The organism is Dendronalium sp. ChiSLP03b (assembly GCF_034531165.2).
Lineage (GTDB): Bacteria > Cyanobacteriota > Cyanobacteriia > Cyanobacteriales > Nostocaceae > Dendronalium > Dendronalium minutum.
In genome coordinates, this window is the sequence record NZ_JAVRBR020000049.1 from 18,982 (window position 1) to 36,061 (window position 17,080).

The 17,080-nt window shown below is 45.0% G+C and carries 14 protein-coding genes and 1 pseudogene; 12 read left to right on the top strand and 3 right to left on the bottom strand.

Features of this window, described 5'->3' with window-relative positions; genetic code table 11:
- Positions 1 to 507 precede the first annotated feature (507 nt).
- From RMY31_RS12575 to RMY31_RS12600, 6 genes are all read left to right on the top strand, one after another.
- Entirely contained in the window at positions 508 to 1,002 is a 495-nt protein-coding gene (locus tag RMY31_RS12575) for an NUDIX hydrolase (RefSeq protein ID WP_322659402.1), read from the top strand.
- Between the two features lie 284 nt (positions 1,003 to 1,286).
- Positions 1,287 to 2,102, top strand: a complete 816-nt coding sequence (locus RMY31_RS12580) for an alpha/beta hydrolase (protein WP_322659404.1) — start codon at positions 1,287 to 1,289, stop codon at positions 2,100 to 2,102.
- Positions 2,103 to 2,187: 85 nt separating this feature from the next.
- On the top strand, positions 2,188 to 2,415 hold the full coding sequence (locus tag RMY31_RS12585) for a hypothetical protein (RefSeq protein WP_409877899.1): 228 nt from the start codon (positions 2,188 to 2,190) through the stop codon (positions 2,413 to 2,415).
- An 812-nt stretch (positions 2,416 to 3,227) separates the two neighbouring features.
- Positions 3,228 to 5,498 carry a family 2 encapsulin nanocompartment cargo protein terpene cyclase gene (locus RMY31_RS12590; protein ID WP_322659406.1) on the top strand — a complete coding sequence of 757 codons (2,271 nt, stop codon included), beginning with the start codon at positions 3,228 to 3,230 and terminating at the stop codon, positions 5,496 to 5,498.
- 111 nt (positions 5,499 to 5,609) lie between these two features.
- Positions 5,610 to 7,019 (top strand): family 2B encapsulin nanocompartment shell protein, encoded by a 1,410-nt coding sequence (locus RMY31_RS12595; RefSeq protein ID WP_322659408.1) that lies wholly within the window; start codon positions 5,610 to 5,612, stop codon positions 7,017 to 7,019.
- Positions 7,020 to 7,193: 174 nt separating this feature from the next.
- Complete coding sequence (locus tag RMY31_RS12600) at positions 7,194 to 8,600, top strand: family 2B encapsulin nanocompartment shell protein (protein WP_322659410.1); 1,407 nt, start codon at positions 7,194 to 7,196, stop codon at positions 8,598 to 8,600.
- A gap of 294 nt (positions 8,601 to 8,894) precedes the next feature.
- Here RMY31_RS12600 and RMY31_RS12605 read toward each other — a convergent pair whose 3' ends face one another.
- Positions 8,895 to 9,728 (bottom strand): pantothenate kinase, encoded by an 834-nt coding sequence (locus tag RMY31_RS12605; protein ID WP_322659485.1) that lies wholly within the window; start codon positions 9,726 to 9,728, stop codon positions 8,895 to 8,897.
- A gap of 142 nt (positions 9,729 to 9,870) precedes the next feature.
- Between RMY31_RS12605 and RMY31_RS12610 the strand changes: the two genes are divergently transcribed.
- On the top strand, positions 9,871 to 11,595 hold the full coding sequence (locus tag RMY31_RS12610) for a diflavin flavoprotein (protein ID WP_322659412.1): 1,725 nt from the start codon (positions 9,871 to 9,873) through the stop codon (positions 11,593 to 11,595).
- A 17-nt stretch (positions 11,596 to 11,612) separates the two neighbouring features.
- Here the strand turns inward: RMY31_RS12610 and RMY31_RS12615 are convergent, their stop codons facing one another.
- On the bottom strand, positions 11,613 to 11,834 hold the full coding sequence (locus RMY31_RS12615) for a hypothetical protein (protein WP_322659414.1): 222 nt from the start codon (positions 11,832 to 11,834) through the stop codon (positions 11,613 to 11,615).
- An 80-nt stretch (positions 11,835 to 11,914) separates the two neighbouring features.
- Between RMY31_RS12615 and RMY31_RS12620 the strand changes: the two genes are divergently transcribed.
- From RMY31_RS12620 to RMY31_RS12640, 5 genes and pseudogenes are all read left to right on the top strand, one after another.
- Positions 11,915 to 12,310 carry a hypothetical protein gene (locus tag RMY31_RS12620; RefSeq protein ID WP_322659416.1) on the top strand — a complete coding sequence of 132 codons (396 nt, stop codon included), beginning with the start codon at positions 11,915 to 11,917 and terminating at the stop codon, positions 12,308 to 12,310.
- Between the two features lie 9 nt (positions 12,311 to 12,319).
- Positions 12,320 to 12,994 carry a hypothetical protein gene (locus RMY31_RS12625; RefSeq protein ID WP_322659418.1) on the top strand — a complete coding sequence of 225 codons (675 nt, stop codon included), beginning with the start codon at positions 12,320 to 12,322 and terminating at the stop codon, positions 12,992 to 12,994.
- Positions 12,995 to 13,000: 6 nt separating this feature from the next.
- Entirely contained in the window at positions 13,001 to 14,713 is a 1,713-nt protein-coding gene (locus RMY31_RS12630) for a diflavin flavoprotein (protein ID WP_322659420.1), read from the top strand.
- A 349-nt stretch (positions 14,714 to 15,062) separates the two neighbouring features.
- Positions 15,063 to 15,614 (top strand): annotated as a pseudogene (locus tag RMY31_RS12635) (Uma2 family endonuclease).
- A gap of 216 nt (positions 15,615 to 15,830) precedes the next feature.
- Positions 15,831 to 16,406 (top strand): HdeD family acid-resistance protein, encoded by a 576-nt coding sequence (locus RMY31_RS12640; protein WP_322659422.1) that lies wholly within the window; start codon positions 15,831 to 15,833, stop codon positions 16,404 to 16,406.
- Positions 16,407 to 16,526: 120 nt separating this feature from the next.
- On the opposite strand, the gene RMY31_RS12645 is transcribed toward RMY31_RS12640, so the two are convergent.
- Entirely contained in the window at positions 16,527 to 17,069 is a 543-nt protein-coding gene (locus RMY31_RS12645; protein WP_322659424.1) for a phycobiliprotein lyase, read from the bottom strand.
- Positions 17,070 to 17,080 lie beyond the last annotated feature (11 nt).

Sequence of the window (17,080 nt, forward strand, 5' to 3'; positions counted from 1 at the left end):
AATCCCCATAGTTAACTGTGAAAATATCTTGTCCATCAGGAAATAATCAGTTTTTAGGCGTGAAGCCTTGTATGATTGACTGTGAATAAATCTTGTAGGTTTTAGATAAATTAATTTTGGCAATAAACTCGCATTTAATAAAATCAATTATCGTCGTCCAATTCCTCTAAATTAATATTCGTAATTACATAAATGCAAGCTATTAGGCTGGTAGATAAACGAATTTAGATATTCTATATTTGGAAATTAATATAGCTCGCTGCTTTCAGGAAAACTCATGGTATGTTTAATTTGAAAAGTCTGATTATATTAGGAAAAGATGTGTATACAAAATCACACTAATTTTTTGTTTAACCTAATCATAAAATTGATATATTTTCCAAAAATCGTTTAGAATAAAATCCCAAACCACGAACATATTTGTAAAATACAAATCTTAACTATTAAGTAGTTAAGCCTATGTTGGGTGGTAGGGCAATTAGATAATACAATACAGACATTTTAAGATTGAACGTTATTGCTTTTTTTGCAACGGCTGTCCAGTCCACACGTAGCTTGTGGCGCATTGGACAAACGGTACTGGGTATTATCTTCCGTCATCCCATTCCTGGTACTAGTATTATCCCGATATTACCTGATGGTCGAATTGTGCTGATCCGGCGACGCGATGATGGTTGCTGGGCGTTGCCTGGAGGTATGGTGGATTGGGGGGAGGATATTCCTAACACAGTTCGCCGAGAGTTGATGGAGGAAACTGGACTAGAGTTGTTAGAAATTAAGCGTTTAGTTGGAGTTTACTCTGCACGAGATCGCGATCCCAGAATCCATTCAATTTGTGTTGTGGTTGAAGCCCAAGTGCAGGGAATAATGGCGGTTCAGGATACTTTGGAAGTCATAGAAATCCAGGCTTTCCCTCCAGATTCCCTACCTCCAGAAAAAATGTCTCATGACCACTCTCGACAATTACAAGATTACTTGAATGGCTTGACCACACTCGCATAATAATATTTTTTTATTAGTCATTTGTACTTTGTTAGACGCTAAGAGCGTTAGCGCAGCGAAGCGCGAGTCTTCTCCCAAGGGGCGACGCTAAAAGCGAACGAGCGTCACCCGTAAGGGTTTCCGTCGTTAGCGCAGCGTTAGCGACAAAGGAGCGTCACCCGTACTCCTTCTCCGACGGAGACGCTAGCGCGAACGGAGAACCCGCAGGGTAGGGTCAGTATAGTTAGTTGCCACTGACTAATGACTATTGGCTAATATGCTAAAAGTTAATTCTTAAATCTAAGATGGATGCGCTATTTCGTAACTCCCGAAGGAAACTCTCTCAAGGGCTATTATTCTGGCGTGAAGCTGGTGAAGGTACTCCTGTGATTTTTTTGCATGGTGCTTGGGAAGATAGCAGTCAATGGCTATCAGTGATGGAGACACTATCTCAGAGTTTTCATTGCTTCGCACCAGATTTACTAGGGTTTGGTGAGTCAGATCGTCCCAACATCCATCACTCAATTGATTTGCAAGTAGAGTGTATAGCTGAGTTCCTACAAGCTTTGAAGTTAGAAAAGGTATATTTAGTAGGACATTCCCTTGGAGGATGGATTGCTGCTAGTTATGCTTTAAAGTATGCAGAGCAAGTTTATGGTTTAATGCTGCTAGCGCCAGAGGGTGTAGAGGTAGAAGGACAAAAAAAGTATTGGCAGAAGATGCGGCAGCTAATGAATCGTTCGCCGTTATTTTATCAGATATTGCGATCGCTTCGTCCCTTAACCAAAATCTTCGGTTTACACGAAAAAGTGGAAAAGGATTGGCAGATGCGCCAAGAACTTCTGCAATACCCTACAGCCTGTCAGCTACTATTTCAACGCCAGCAGCCAGAAATTGAGGCAGAATTACTGCAAAACCGATTGCACTTGATGGAAGTCCCAGTTTTAATATTGCAAGGCGGTCAAGATTTACTTGATGCTGTAGTTAAAAGTCAAACTTACACTCAACTGACTCCTAAAGTTGATTTTAAAATGATTCCTCATGCAGGAAATAATTTGCCAGAATCATGTGCTGGAATTGTGGCTGGAGATATTCAGGATTTTATTAAGCAATTAAACTAATTTATTCAGAGTTTGCTGTCAATCTACTACCAACATTTCCTCACTCTCAAATCGCGATATGTGTTTCAAGTTGGTTGTCACAACTGTGAAGCTCATTAAAATTCTGCAATTAAAGGATTGCTTGAGCAGCAAGAATTACATCAGCATTTACCTGTTAACTGTTCATCCGCGCACCGATCTTAATGAAGATGTTCTCCAGACTACCTTGAGACGGGTGCTATTTCTGGCGTTGCATAACAGTGGGATGAATTGGGGTAAGCAGGGGAGGCAGGGGAGGCAGGGGATGCAGGGGGAGAATTTTAGAAGTTGCTAAACCATCCCGCAACTATGCAACGCCCTATTTCTCTTTGAGGGTTGGTACAATCGCTTTATTCTTTTCGCCTTAACGCATTAGTATCCTCTTATAATCTCAAAATGAGCGAACTGACAGTCCATAGACTTAAATTAATGGCATTCTTCGTGACACTTTTTTATAGCTATCTCGCCTCGACCTCTACACTAATTTAAAATCGCTCAAATACTTGCCGTCAATACTTTTCCCACCCTACAGTCGAACAACATACAATTTGTTCGCAACGATAAATTCCCTGTTAATCACCATTAGTTGCAAAATATTGACAATTAGTAATTATTGTTTAATAACCGTCTTAAATATTTTAACTATCTGCTTAACTGTCTTAACTGTCTTCTAATTCTTCAATTTTTGATTTAGCTATCTGCTTAACTGTCTTAACTGTCTTAACTGTCTTCTAATTTTTAAATTAATTATTTGACTGTTTGCTTAACTGCTTTAGTCTACGTATTGCTTTTTTTCTACAACTATGAAAAATTATGAGAACACGATAAATCCCTCAAAATTTATCTGGCAGCGTCGGAAATAAGTAATGACTTAAACAGCTTTCTTTAAATGCCCTATCTTTCGGTATAGGGAATTTAAAATAAAACGTACATAGCTCGTTATTTGAATTAGGAGCATCTTGTATTATCGCCTTGATACGAGCCACCACGAGCAAAGCAGATGTGGGAACGTAGTCGGGGTGAGGATACTCGTGAACCGCAACGATGCTCTGCTCAGCCACGAAATCAAAGACAGCAAAAAGACCCCATAGGAGGTTAGGTGCGATCGTGCAACCCTTTGAACTGCCAGAATTTTACATGCCTTGGCCCGCACGGCTGAACCCAAACTTGGAAGCGGCGCGAGTACATTCCAAAGCGTGGGCCTACCAGATGGGGATACTTGGCTCACAAGAAGAAGCGGAAAGCTCAGCTATCTGGGACGAGCGGACATTCGATGCCCATGACTACGCCTTGCTTTGCTCCTATACCCATCCAGATGCGCCAGGGACGGAGCTTGACCTAGTGACCGACTGGTATGTCTGGGTGTTCTTCTTCGACGATCACTTCCTGGAAATCTATAAGCGTACCCAAGACATGGCAGGGGCGAAGGAGTATCTCGGCAGACTACCGATGTTCATGCCAATCCACCCCACCGACACGCCCCCAGTACCCACCAACCCCGTGGAGCGCGGCTTGGCTGACCTATGGTCTCGCACCGCGTTTACCAAGTCTGTAGACTGGCGGTTGCGGTTTTTCGAGAGTACCAAGAACCTCCTAGAAGAGTCTCTGTGGGAACTCGCCAATATCAGCCAGGATCGGATCGCTAACCCCATCGAATACATCGAGATGCGCCGCAAGGTTGGTGGCGCACCGTGGTCAGCTAATCTTATCGAACACGCCGCGTTTGTTGAGGTTCCGGCTGAAATCGCCACGACTCGCCCCATGCGCGTATTGAAAGACACATTTGCCGATGGAGTGCATCTTCGCAACGATTTGTTCTCTTACCAAAGAGAAGTCGAGGATGAAGGCGAGAATGCCAACTGCGTGTTGGTCTTGGAGCGATTTTTGAATGTGAGTACCCAGGAAGCGGCCAACCTCACAAATGATTTGCTGACTTCGCGGCTCCAGCAGTTCGACAACACCGCCATTACCGAGTTGCCCCCTCTATTTGAGGAGTACGGACTAGACCCGGTGGCTCGTATAAACGTTCTCCTATATGTCAAAGGACTTCAGGACTGGCAGTCAGGCGGTCATGAGTGGCACATGAGGTCGAGCCGCTACATGAACAAAGGAGGGGACAATTCTTCAACATCCAACCTAGTTCTGGGCGGCCCCACAGGCTTGGGCACATCGGCGGCGCGTATTGGAGCGTTATATCACACCTTGGGTTTGGGAAGGTTCAAAAGCTTCACTCACGTTCCATACCAGGCTGTGGGGCCGGTGACACTGCCGAAGTTTTACATGCCGTTTTCTACAAGTTTGAATCCCCATCTAGATACTGCGCGTCGGCATTCCAAAGAATGGGCACGCCAGATGGGGATGCTAGACTCACTACCTGGTATTCCTGATGCCGTCATCTGGGATGACCACAAGTTCGATGTTGCTGACGTGGCCTTATGCGGTGCGCTAATCAATCCGAATGCGTCTGCTTCTGAGCTAAATATAACGGCATGCTGGCTTGTTTGGGGAACCTATGCTGACGATTACTTTCCGGCGCTCTACGGACACAGCCGCAACATGGCGGGTGCGAAAGTATTCAACGCCCGACTGTCGGCATTCATGCCTGTTGATTCCAGCCCTGCCCCGGAGCCGACTAACCCAGTGGAACGCGGCTTGGCTGACATATGGTCTCGCACAGCTGGGCCTATGTCTGAAAATGCGCGGCATCAGTTCCGCCGTGCGATCGCGGATATGACCGAAAGCTGGTTGTGGGAACTCGCCAACCAGATCCAAAATCGGATTCCAGACCCGATAGATTATGTTGAGATGCGTCGTAAGACGTTTGGCTCAGATCTGACGATGAGCCTGTCTCGACTAGCTCAAGGCGACGAGATCCCGCAGGAAATTTACCGCACGCGATCGATGCGCCAGTTGGATAATTCAGCTGCCGACTTCGCCTGTTTGACTAACGATATTTTTTCTTATCAGAAAGAAATTGAATTCGAGGGCGAACTCAATAATGGCGTGCTGGTTATTCAAAACTTCCTCAATTGCGACAAATCGCAGGCTGTTGAGATTGTTAACAATCTGATGACTGCTCGGGCACAACAGTTTCAACACATCGTCGCCACCGAACTGCCTGTTCTTTTCGACGATTTCAATCTGGATGAAAGTGCCCGTAAGAAACTGCACGGATACGTTGAGAAATTACAACAGTGGATGTGCGGCGTTCTCAAGTGGCATATAGCAGTAGACCGATATAAGGAATTTGAATTGCGTAATAGTTCGCCAGCAAAGCGGCTGCTGAGAGGTCCTACAGGGCTGGGCACATCTGCTGCACATATCAGATCCTTGGTCAGTACATTGGGTTTAAGTTCAGTACTCGATCGAGAGTACTGAGTAACTCCTGAATTCTCTTTTGATCGATTTTGCGGCTTTGGGTTCCTTGGTCAGCAGTCGCCAGGTAAGACTTGATTTTTTTCTAGTAACTAAAAAGTGGAGGATTAAGTTGTGACTTATTCTAACGATTCTAATTTGAATGTTGAAGATCGGCAGCCACAGTTAAGCTTGAGTACGGCAGCGGCGCGTAATTTGGCGACAACGGCCAAATCTGCACCGCAGACGCAGGAGATTACATCCCGATGGTTGTTGAAGCTGTTGCCGTGGGTGCAGACGAAGGGTGGTACCTTTCGAGTCAACCGTCGGTTGAGTTATACAGTAGGTGATGGGCGAATCACTTTCACCAACACCGGAGCAGCTGTGCAGGTAATTCCCCAGGAACTTACTGAATTGCCCTTGCTGCGAGGGTTTGAGGACGTTGATGTGTTGACCGCGTTGGCAAACCTGTTCGAGCAGCAGGAGTACGCCCCAGACGACGTGATTGTCGAGATTGGTCAGCCAGCCGATCGCGTGATTCTGATTGCTCGTGGCAAGGTGAACAAGATTGGTCTTGGCAAGTATGGCGAGCAGGTCGTATTAGATGTGCTAGCCGACGGCGATCATTTCGGCGATGAAACTATAGCCCAGTCTGAGGACACCTGGCAGTACACCCTGAAGGCGATTACCAGAACCATAGTTTTGTCGCTCCCTCAACAGGCGTTTGAGAGGCGGATCGGTCAGTCAGAGGCATTGCAAGCTCATGTTGAACAGTTCCGCGCCCGCCTGAGCCGACCACAGAATGCCGAAGGTGAAGCCGCCATTGAAGTGGCGACCGATCATCCCCAAGAAGCTACATTGTTGGGAACCTTCGCCGATTACGAACTTGCACCCCGCGAATATGAGTTGAGCATCGCCCAAACGGTATTGCGAATAAGTACCCGTGTCGCCGATCTGTACAATGAACCATACAACCAGACAGAAGAACAACTGCGGCTGACTATCGAGACATTACGGGAATGTCAAGAACACGAGTTGCTCAACAACCGCGAATTCGGGTTGCTGCACAACGCCGACCTCAAACAGCGCATCTATAGCCGTACTGGCGCACCCACACCCGACGACCTCGACGAGTTGTTGGCGACGGTATGGAAGGAGCCAACATTCTTCCTGGCCCACCCCCGGACGATCGCTGCCTTTGGTCGGGAGGCCAACCGCCAGGGCGTTTATCCACATAGTGTAGATGTGAACGGCGTTCAGGTTACAGCTTGGCGTGGCGTACCCATCTTTCCTTGCAGCAAGATCCCTATTACCAATAACCGCACTAGTTCTGTCCTTTTGCTCCGCACTGGTCTGGAAAAACAAGGGGTGATCGGCTTACATCAAACTGGTATCCCCGATGAATACCAACCCAGTCTGTCTGTCCGCTTCATGGGCATCAGCGAAAAGGCCATCATCTCCTACCTCGTTACGGCCTACTACTCCGCAGCCGTCCTCATTCCTGACGCACTCGGCATCCTCGAAGATGTGGAAATCGGGCGCTAAATATTCTTCAGGAGTGCTGACTGTTGGTTGAGTGAGGAGTAGAGACGCGATTATACTCTTACGAGAAGCCGCTCTTACGAGCGTCTACGCGTCTGTACAAGAGTTAAAGATTCTCCCATCTCCCTCACTCAGCACTCTTCATGCACTTTTATTTAGTAACTAGAGGATGAGGTGATGACGGATTTTATTGAATCGAACGGCTTAGTTGAGGCTAGACAACCTCAATTGAGTTTGAGTAAAGATGCTGCCCGTAATTTGTCTAAAACAACTAAATCTGCACCGCAGACGCAGGAAATTACCTCGCGCTGGTTGTTGAAGATGTTGCCGTGGGTGCAAACGAAGGGTGGCACCTATCGGTTGAACCGTCGCTTGACCTATACTGTGGGTGACGGGCGGTTGAGTTTCTCCAACACCGGAGCCGAGGTACAGGTAATTCCGCAGGAACTTGGTGAGTTGCCATTACTGCGAGGGTTTGACGACACCGAAGTGTTGACTGCGTTGGCGGGTCGGTTTGTTCAACAGGAGTTCGCACCTGGTGACATCATAGTGCAGTCAGGCCAGCCAGCCAATCAGCTTTTTTTAATCGCACATGGCAAAGTAAACAAGATTGGTATTGGCAAGTATGACGAGCAGCCTCTGTTGGATGTGCTGGCTGACGGTGATTATTTTGGCGATCGCGTGTTGGTAGAGTCAGAAAGCAGTTGGAAGTTCACGGTCAAAGCTGTGACCCGATGCACGGTATTGGCACTACCACAACAGGCATTTGGGGAACTGCTCAACCAGTCGCAGGCGTTACAGGCTCAGGTTGAGCAGTTTCGGACTCGCGCCGAACAACCACAAAACAAGTATGGAGAAGCTGCGATCGCGTTGTCAACAGGTCATAGCACAGAGACGACGTTACCGGGAACATTTGTTGACTACGAACTCTCACCCCGGGAATATCAATTGAGCATTGCTCAGACTGTGTTGCGGGTGAATAATCGTGTTGCGGATCTTTACAATGAACCGTTCGACCAGACACAAGAACAACTGCGGCTGACGATTGAAGCATTGCGGGAACGTCAAGAACACGAGTTGATCAACAACCGCGAATTCGGGTTGCTGCACAATGCTGACTTGAAACAGCGGATCTACACCCACAGTGGGCCCCCCACTCCTGATGACCTTGATGAACTAGTCACCCGTCGGCGGAAGTCGAAGTTCTTCCTGGCTCACCCCCGCACGATCGCTGCCTTCAGTAGGGAGTGCAACCGTCGAGGCATCTATCCATCAACCATTGATATTGATGGGAGTAAGATAATTACATGGCGCAATGTACCGATTTTTCCCTGTAACAAAATCCCGATTACCAAGAACCAGACTAGTTCTATCCTCATACTCCGCACTGGTGAGGAAGACCAAGGTGTCATCGGTTTACATCAAACTGGTATCCCTGATGAATACCAACCGAGCCTGTCCGTCCGCTTCATGGGCATCAGCGAAAAGGCCATTATCTCCTACCTAGTTACCGCCTACTACTCCGCAGCCGTCCTCATTCCTGACGCACTCGGCATCCTTGAAGATGTCGAAATCGGGCGCTGAGGGAAGGGATCGGACATTTGGACACCAAGAAGATGACTAAATACCAGTTGGCTGGCGATTCAGTACCCTGAGTGTCTAATTCAGTATTTAGAGGTTTGAGACTCATATCGTGTCCGGTTAAAGACTTATCATTAAGACCGCAGAGGGGAGGTGTTTTTGGACTTTCTGCATAGATCTGGAAATTATAACTAATTAGCCGGACTTGATATCAAGTGCAGTCTGAAGTTTTTGATGTTGATTGACTAAAGCTTGTATTGTGCTAACTGGTATCGTTGCGATCGCCTTAAAATCACGTTAACTTATAACTATTTTTTGGATACCCCAAAAAATTAAATTTGGTTCCACAATTAAACGGACTGCAATCTCTGGATACAAAGCTTGGAGATAGTTTATCAGTAAGATGCGATCGCCCCCTTTAATTGCAATCTTTCCTTCAGGAAATAAACACCACCACGCCTCAATAAAATCTTTGATTCCAGCTATGAAAGTGTAAATTACTCCACTTTGAATTGCCTCTGATGTATTGAGAGCAAAGCGTGGAGGTAAAGACGCACTATTTCCAGTTTTTATAAATGGTAATTGCCCTGTTTTTTGACCGAGAGTTGCAAATTGCAAACCTAATCCTGGTAAGATTGCACCTCCTACCAAACAATGATTATCATCCGCAGCTGTAAAAGTTAACGCTGTGCCTGCATCAATCACCAGCATGGGAAAACCCCAAGTTTTCCCAGCACCCCACAAAGCTAAAGCGCGGTCAATTCCTAGTGTGGGATACACACCCATAAGCGGTATTCGATCTAAGGTAATAATACGAATGTTAGGGTAGGTTTGCCACAATGCTGTTTGGCTGGGAACTACGGAGGCTAGGAATATGGCAGGAGGAGATAAAACAGATGCTTTTGCAATAATTTCCTGTTGTTGCTTCTGTGCCTCAGTTCTCTGATGAACTGGGAAAATTGCCAATAATAAATCATCTAGTGTTTGACATCGAGCTAGCTCAGATATGACAGACTCAGGCAAATAGTCAATATCCCAAGTAAAATTAAGGATTTCGCCTTTAAACAACGCCCAATGCAGCCGGGAATTCCCAATCTCTAAAGCTAGCCAGATTTTCTCTGTCTCCCTCATCCCTCCATCTTGCCATACCTTTGTAAGTGTCAAGATTTTAATTAATTAACTTAAGTATAGATTTTTTAATAAAAATTAACATTCAACACGTGGCACAATAAGACAAGAGGAATAAATACTCAATTTGTCAAGGAGGGGAGTTATGGTAGCGCTCACCGAAAAAATTGAAAAACGGCTAACCATACAGACTGCGGCAATTGCTGAACAGACAACGGCAATTCGCTCTCTAGATTGGGATCGCGATCGCTTCGATATTGAATTTGGTCTGCAAAACGGTACAACTTATAACTCGTTTCTTATCCGCGGTGAGCAGACTGCCTTGGTGGATACTTCCCATGAGAAGTTTCGTAAACTCTACTTTGATACGCTCACCGGACTAATCAATCTGTCTGAGATTGATTATTTGATTATCAGCCACACCGAGCCAGACCACAGCGGCTTAGTGAAAGATTTGCTGCAAATGGCTCCCGAAATAACTGTAGTTGGTTCTAAAGTGGCGATTCAGTTTTTAGAGGATCTGGTACATCAGCCATTTAAGCGGCGGATTGTGAAAAATGGCGATCGCTTAGATTTGGGTAACGGCCACGAATTTGAATTCGTGATTGCACCAAATTTACATTGGCCAGATACCATCTTTAGTTTCGACCACAAAACCCAAATTCTCTATACCTGCGATGCTTTCGGGATGCACTATTGCTCCGATAGTACCTTTGACGAAGATTTAAAAACTATTGAAGCAGATTTTCAATACTACTACGAATGCTTGATGGGGCCGAATGCGCGCTCAGTGCTATCTGCCCTCAAGCGCATGGGAGAACTGCCAACAGTTAACACGATTGCCACTGGTCACGGGCCGTTACTGTCCCATCATGTGGAAGAACTAACCAAGCGTTACCGCACTTGGAGTCAAAGCCAAGCCAAGCCAGAAACAGTAATTGGAATATTTTACGTTTCAGAATACGGCTATAGCGATCGCCTCGCCCAAGCAATTGCCAACGGTATTAGTAAAACTGGTGTTGCCGTAGAAATAGTGGACTTGGGATCTGAGGTTGATTTACAAGAGTTGCGAGAATTAGTTGGCCGCTGTGCTGGACTTGTCGTTGGTATACCTCCAGTTTCTAGTACTAATAATACCCAAGCTGCTCTCAGCACCATTTTAGGCTCGGCCAAAGAAAAACAAGGCATAGGTCTATTTGAAACTGGCGGCGGAGATGACGAACCAATAGATCCTTTGCTGAGTAAATTCCGCAATTTAGGTTTAGCAACGGTTTTCCCAGCGATTCGGATTAAACAAACACCTACAGAAAATATCTACAAACTTTGTGAAGAAGCAGGTACGGACTTAGGGCAATGGGTGACACGCGATCGCAGTATCAAAGCCATGAAATCCTTGGGTGCTGACTTAGACAAAGCCCTAGGTAGAATCAGCGGCGGATTGTACATCATCACTGCCAAAAAAGGCGATGTCTCCAGTGCGATGTTAGCTTCTTGGGTTGCCCAAGCCAGCTTTAAACCGTTGGGATTTTCCATTGCGGTAGCGAAAGACCGAGCAATTGAGTCCCTGATGCAAGTAGGCGATCGCTTTGTCCTCAACGTTTTAGAAGAAGGCAATTACCAAAAACTCATGAAACACTTTTTGAAGCGGTTCGCCCCTGGTGCCGATCGCTTTGAAGGTGTGAGAACTCAGCCAGCCGAAAATGGTGCCCCCATCCTCACAGATGCTTTGGCATATGTGGAGTGCGAAGTCGTCAGTCGCATGGACTGTGGCGACCACTGGGCAGTATACAGCACCGTCTACGCCGGACGAGTTTCCGATCCAGATGCACTGACGGCAGTCCATCATCGCAAAGTTGGAAACCATTATTAAAGCAGAGTAGGTTTTTCTTAGTGTTTTGGTACAGGCAGTCCGTTCAAGTCGATAAGCCCTTTCGGCAGTTGCTCATGGGGAGCCACTGCGTTGCGGTGAGCAGTCCGTTGGGCGGCTTCGCCGACTTGAAGGAACTGCGAACCCGAAGGGAGGTTCCTCCGTTGTAGCAAGTGGCGTGGAAATCCCCTAGGTACCCGTCGCTGCCTCAACACATGACTGCCCTCACCTTTGTGGTTCAAAAATAAATTTAATTAACCACCAAGACACCAAAACATAGAGAAAACTTACAATAATGGTCAGGAAAGGGGAGTAGCTAGCTATGGATGATATTCGTCGGATACTGACTGCCTTGGAGCGACGACCCTTAACAGTTGAAAACCTTGCTTATGCTTTAGGCTTGCCACTAGAAGAAACGCGGGAAGTCATGATGAGACTGTGGGATGAAGGTTACATTGATACCACCACTAGCGTAAGTTCTGGGGCAAAAATTGGTGCAATTACTGGCAGTACAATCGTTGGTGGTGTAATTGGTGCTATGGCTGCTGGTATATTTGGTGCTGCAATTGGTGCTGTATTAGGTAACACCGTAGGCGACCAAATAGTTCCAGCAGGAAGACAAGAAAAAAGACAAAAAACAGTAATCTCTGATTCGCAGACTTATTTTATACTAACTTCCAAGGGTCATTATCATCTGCATCCCCCTACTTCCCTATAACTCATTAAAATGAGCGAATTGTTAAAATGGCTACCTTGGATTTTAGTTGCCCTGATTCCAGGATTGTTAAACCTTCTAGTAGCTTTTAAACAATTAGCTGACGATTGCAAATTTCTGCCTTTTTTTGAACCTCAAAAAACTCCAGGTGTTTGGATTTGGGCAGTTGTTCAATTGATTTTTCCCTGCTTACTTTTTTGGCTGACGGATTCCTTCTACTTACAACCCGAAATAAATTTTAGTCTGATTGGTAGAGCATTAGGCTTTGGATTGGGATTTATCGCAATTATGAATGCCAGAACAGAAACAGGCTTTTTCACGGTGGATATTAAAACTTTTTATACTCGCCTTGTTCGTTTAGCCTATGATTTAATTGCTTCACAAGAAACTGCTCGTACAGCAGGATTTTGGGTTGATGTGGAACAGGAATTATTGAAAAAAATTACAGACTTTACAGATGGTCTAAATTTTTTAGAAAGCTACTTCAAAAGAGACGTATCTTTATTACCGGAGCAGGTAGAAGACCGTCTAAGAAAAATAGATGAAGCTCGAATCAAGCCTTTAAAATCAGAACAAGTTAAAGCAATAGTAGCATTAATGGATGTAAGACGAATGGACTTACCTAGCTTATTGCAACGGTTCGGATTCAGCGATGAATTTATGAAAAAATACTTCAAACAAAAGTAAGGTATTATGTCAGAAAATAAACCACGTGACGTTCAAGTTTTCCCTATTGCTACAGATACAAAAGTACTGCGATCGCGCAGTTGGACAAGGCTCAGATTTGAAATTGAATACGCTCTTGCCAAGGGTACAACTGCTAATTCCTATTTAATTGAGGGAGATAAAATTGCCCTCATCGATCCTCCTGGAGAAACGTTTACGCAAATTTATTTAGAAGCGTTACAGCAGCGTTTTGATGTTACAAAGCTGGATTATGTGATTTTGGGACACATTAATCCCAACCGCGCTACAACTTTAAAAGCATTGCTGGAAATTGCTCCTCAAATTACCTTTGTTTGTTCTAATCCAGGGGCGAAAAATCTGCGAGGGGCATTAGAAAACCCCGATCTACCCATTTTGATTATGCGGGGAGAAGAAACCCTAGATTTAGGCAAGGGGCATCATTTGCAATTTATTCCCACGCCCAACCCTCGTTATGCAGATCACCTTTGCACCTACGATCCACAAACAGAAATTCTCTATTCAGATAAATTATTTGCGGCGCATGTTTGTGGCGATCAAGTATTTGATGAAGGCTGGGAAATCTATAACGAAGATCGGCGCTATTATTTTGATTGCCTCATGGCTCCCCATGCCCGTCAAGTTGAAACTGCGCTCGATAAACTTGCCGATCTGCCTGTGCGAGTTTATGCTACCGGACACGGGCCTTTGGTACGCTATGGTTTAATCGAAATAACACACGCTTATCGAGAATGGAGTCAGCAACAAACATCTTCTGACTTGACAGTGGTACTGATATATGCATCAGCGTATGGAAATACTGCAACCTTAGCCCAAGCGATCGCTCGTGGCATCACCAAAGCTGGTGTAGCGGTAGAATCAATTAACTGCGAATTTACCGACCCAGAAGAAATTCGTGCTGCTGTGGAAAAAGCAGATGGCTTTGTTATGGGTTCTCCGACCCTTGGCGGACACGCACCCACACCCGTACAAACAGCTTTGGGAATTGTGCTAGCTACCGCTACTAGCAATCAGCTTGCTGGTGTCTTTGGTTCCTTTGGCTGGAGTGGCGAAGCGGTTGATTTAATTGAAGGTAAACTCAAAGATGCTGGTTATCGGTTTGGTTTTGACACTATCCGGGTGAAATTCAAACCTGACGATGCCACTTTGCAGTTGTGCGAAGAAGCTGGTACTGACTTTGCCCAGGCGCTGAAGAAAGCGAAAAAAGTGCGATCGCCAAGTCTTCCCGCCACTAGTGTAGAACAAGCAGTCGGTCGGATTGTAGGTTCGTTGTGTGTTGTCACAGCCAAGCAAGATGATAGATCGAGTGCGATGTTAGCCTCTTGGGTATCTCAGGCTAGCTTTAGCCCTCCTGGTTTAACCATCGCGGTTGCTAAAGATCGCGCAGTAGAAACTCTCACACACTCAGGAAATAAATTTGTCCTTAACATTCTCAAAGAAGGCAATCACTTGGGTTTGATGAAGCACTTTCTCAAACCGTTTGGCCCAGGACAAGACCGATTTGCTGATGTCCTTGCCCAGGAAGCCGAAAACGGTTCTCCCATACTGACGGATGCTTTAGCATATCTCGAATGTTCCGTACAAAATCGCATGGAATCTGGCGACCATTGGCTCGTTTATGCAACTGTGGACAATGGTAAATTGCTAGATACTGATGGAGTCACAGCTGTGCATCACCGCAAGTCGGGAACTCATTATTAATTGGGGACTAGGGACTGGATACTGGGGATTGGGTATTAGGAAATTCTTCCCCAGTTCCTAGAAGCGAAGTTTCGACATCTCGACATTTGGAGTTACAAGCTTGAAGTTCCGACTTCATAACTCGACATTTGGAGTTACAAGCTCAAAGTTCCGAGTTCAGAACTTAAAGTTACCAGTTCCAAGCTTGAAGTTCTGACTTCATAACTCGACATTTGGAGTTACAAGCTCAAAGTTCCGAGTTTAGAACTTGAAGTTACCAGTTCCAAGCTCAAAAGTATTATGCCGTATGAATTATGGAAGCGCTTCACTGTTTGCAAGAATAGTATCAGAACTAGGAAGGAGTAGTTCAATGAATACAGTTGTGCTAAATCTGGAACCAATTATGCACCTGACAGATGAGCAATTTTATCAACTCTGTATGGCGAATAAAGATTTAAACTTAGAACTCAATGCCCAAGGAGAACTGATTATTGTGCCACCAGTGGGAGGAGAAAGCGGAAATCAAGAAGCAGGACTGATTACCGACTTAGAAATCTGGAACCGTCAAACAAAATTAGGAAAGGTTTTTAGTTCTTCTACTATATTTAGACTACCGAATGGAGCCAAGCGATCGCCCGATGTTGCTTGGGTAAAATTAGAGCGTTGGGAAGCACTTACCCAAGACGAACGCAAGAAATTCCCACCATTAACGTCTGAGTTTGTAATTGAACTTCGCTCGGAAATTGACAGTCTCAAAACTCTGCAATCTAAGATGCAAAAGTATGTAGAAAATGGTTTACGTTTGGGCTGGCTGATTAATCCTCAAGATGGATAGGTAGAGATTTACCGACGAAAACAGCCTGTAGAGGTAGTTTGGATACCGACAGTACTATCTGGAGAAGAAGTCTTGCCCAGGTTTTAGCTACAGTTATAAATTAATTATTAAAGCTTTTATTTCATCACCTGTGGGAAAGATAATTATCTATCTTCAGTAGTATTTGCTAATAACTAGCTTCTATCTTCTTCAAAAACTAAATAGAACTTATTGTGTTACATATTATATCTTAGGGTCGTATTTTGTTTAGCAAAAATTCTCTAGTCTAATTGTAGAGTCACTTAAGCATAGGGAAAAATTTGTATGACAACTAACGTTTCTAATGAATCTAATGACATCAATAAAAATATAAATGGGTCTCTAGTGGTTGGCGTTCTATTGATTATTTTCGGAATTATAGCGATCGCTCTACCTACTATTTCCACAATTTTCGCTGAGACTTGGTTTGCTTTGATTCTAATCTCTTCAGGATTTGCCAAGCTAGTCTACGCCACTCAAACTCGCGATCGCGGAGGCTTCATTTGGAAGCTGTTATTAAGCGCACTCTACATTGCAACGGGTGTGATGCTGTTTGTTTACCCCCGAACTGGTATCCTAACGCTAACTCTATTATTAGGTAGCTTTTTGCTCGCCGAAGGTACATTCGAGCTGATTCTGGCATTTCGGTTACGTCCGCAACAGAACTGGACTTGGGTATTAGCTAATGGCATTATTACTCTGGTACTGGGTGCAATGATTTGGTTCCAATGGCCCTTCAATGCACCCTGGATTCTTGGCACACTTGTAGGTGTTAGCGTTCTGTTCACCGGTATTTCCCGCGTCATGCTATCGCTAAATGCGCGTTCTTTCTTGAATCAATCTGATGCTACTAGTGCTTAAGCAATTTAGTCTGGTGTAAGATGAGCGCTACTTTAAATCTTACTTTCAGCTATTAAAAACTTAGTCAAAGAAAAATTCCGAATACTCTATTCGGAATTTTTCTTTGGCTTTGCCTCTATCCTAACTGTTAATTCTCTTTTCCAAATACTGACCTATCATTAACTGCTCGCCAGCACGAGAGATGATAGTCTGTCTGGTACGATATTTGCTCCCAACTAATTTTAACTCTTCCTCAAATACTGAACCGCTGTATTCAGTTCGCAAACATAGAGTTTGGGGGTTGGGGAAATAATATTTAGCGGTGACTGGTTTGGATGTGGCAAAACCGCGATCGCGATACAAAGTATTTTCCAAAGCGCCAAACAAAGTTGAACCTTGCGACTCTCTTCTTGCTTTTAGCACGTCCGAACTTTCCCAGGTCACTTCCGCACCACAGGTTAGACTCACTGAAGCGGCTAAATCGTGCATCTGAGATAGCTTTTGCAATTTATCGCATCCTGATTCTAAAAAACAAATCGTGACTATAGTCACTAGTTCCTTAGTTTCTCCTTCTGGCAAAGTATAGTAACGCCTTTGCGATCGCCACTTACCTGCTGATTGCTGAAAAAATTCTGCAATTTGGGATTCTTCAGTGGTCTGTGCAAATTTGAGCGGTGATGTCACTGTTGCATTCC

Coding starts and splice junctions, on each gene's coding strand:
- RMY31_RS12625 (WP_322659418.1), top strand. CDS start 12,320: ATGAGCGAATTGTTAAAATGGCTACCTTGGATTTTAGTTGCCCTGATT.
- RMY31_RS12580 (WP_322659404.1), top strand. CDS start 1,287: ATGGATGCGCTATTTCGTAACTCCCGAAGGAAACTCTCTCAAGGGCTA.
- RMY31_RS12610 (WP_322659412.1), top strand. CDS start 9,871: ATGGTAGCGCTCACCGAAAAAATTGAAAAACGGCTAACCATACAGACT.
- RMY31_RS12600 (WP_322659410.1), top strand. CDS start 7,194: ATGACGGATTTTATTGAATCGAACGGCTTAGTTGAGGCTAGACAACCT.
- RMY31_RS12605 (WP_322659485.1), bottom strand. CDS start 9,728: ATGAGGGAGACAGAGAAAATCTGGCTAGCTTTAGAGATTGGGAATTCC.
- RMY31_RS12640 (WP_322659422.1), top strand. CDS start 15,831: ATGACAACTAACGTTTCTAATGAATCTAATGACATCAATAAAAATATA.
- RMY31_RS12630 (WP_322659420.1), top strand. CDS start 13,001: ATGTCAGAAAATAAACCACGTGACGTTCAAGTTTTCCCTATTGCTACA.
- RMY31_RS12620 (WP_322659416.1), top strand. CDS start 11,915: ATGGATGATATTCGTCGGATACTGACTGCCTTGGAGCGACGACCCTTA.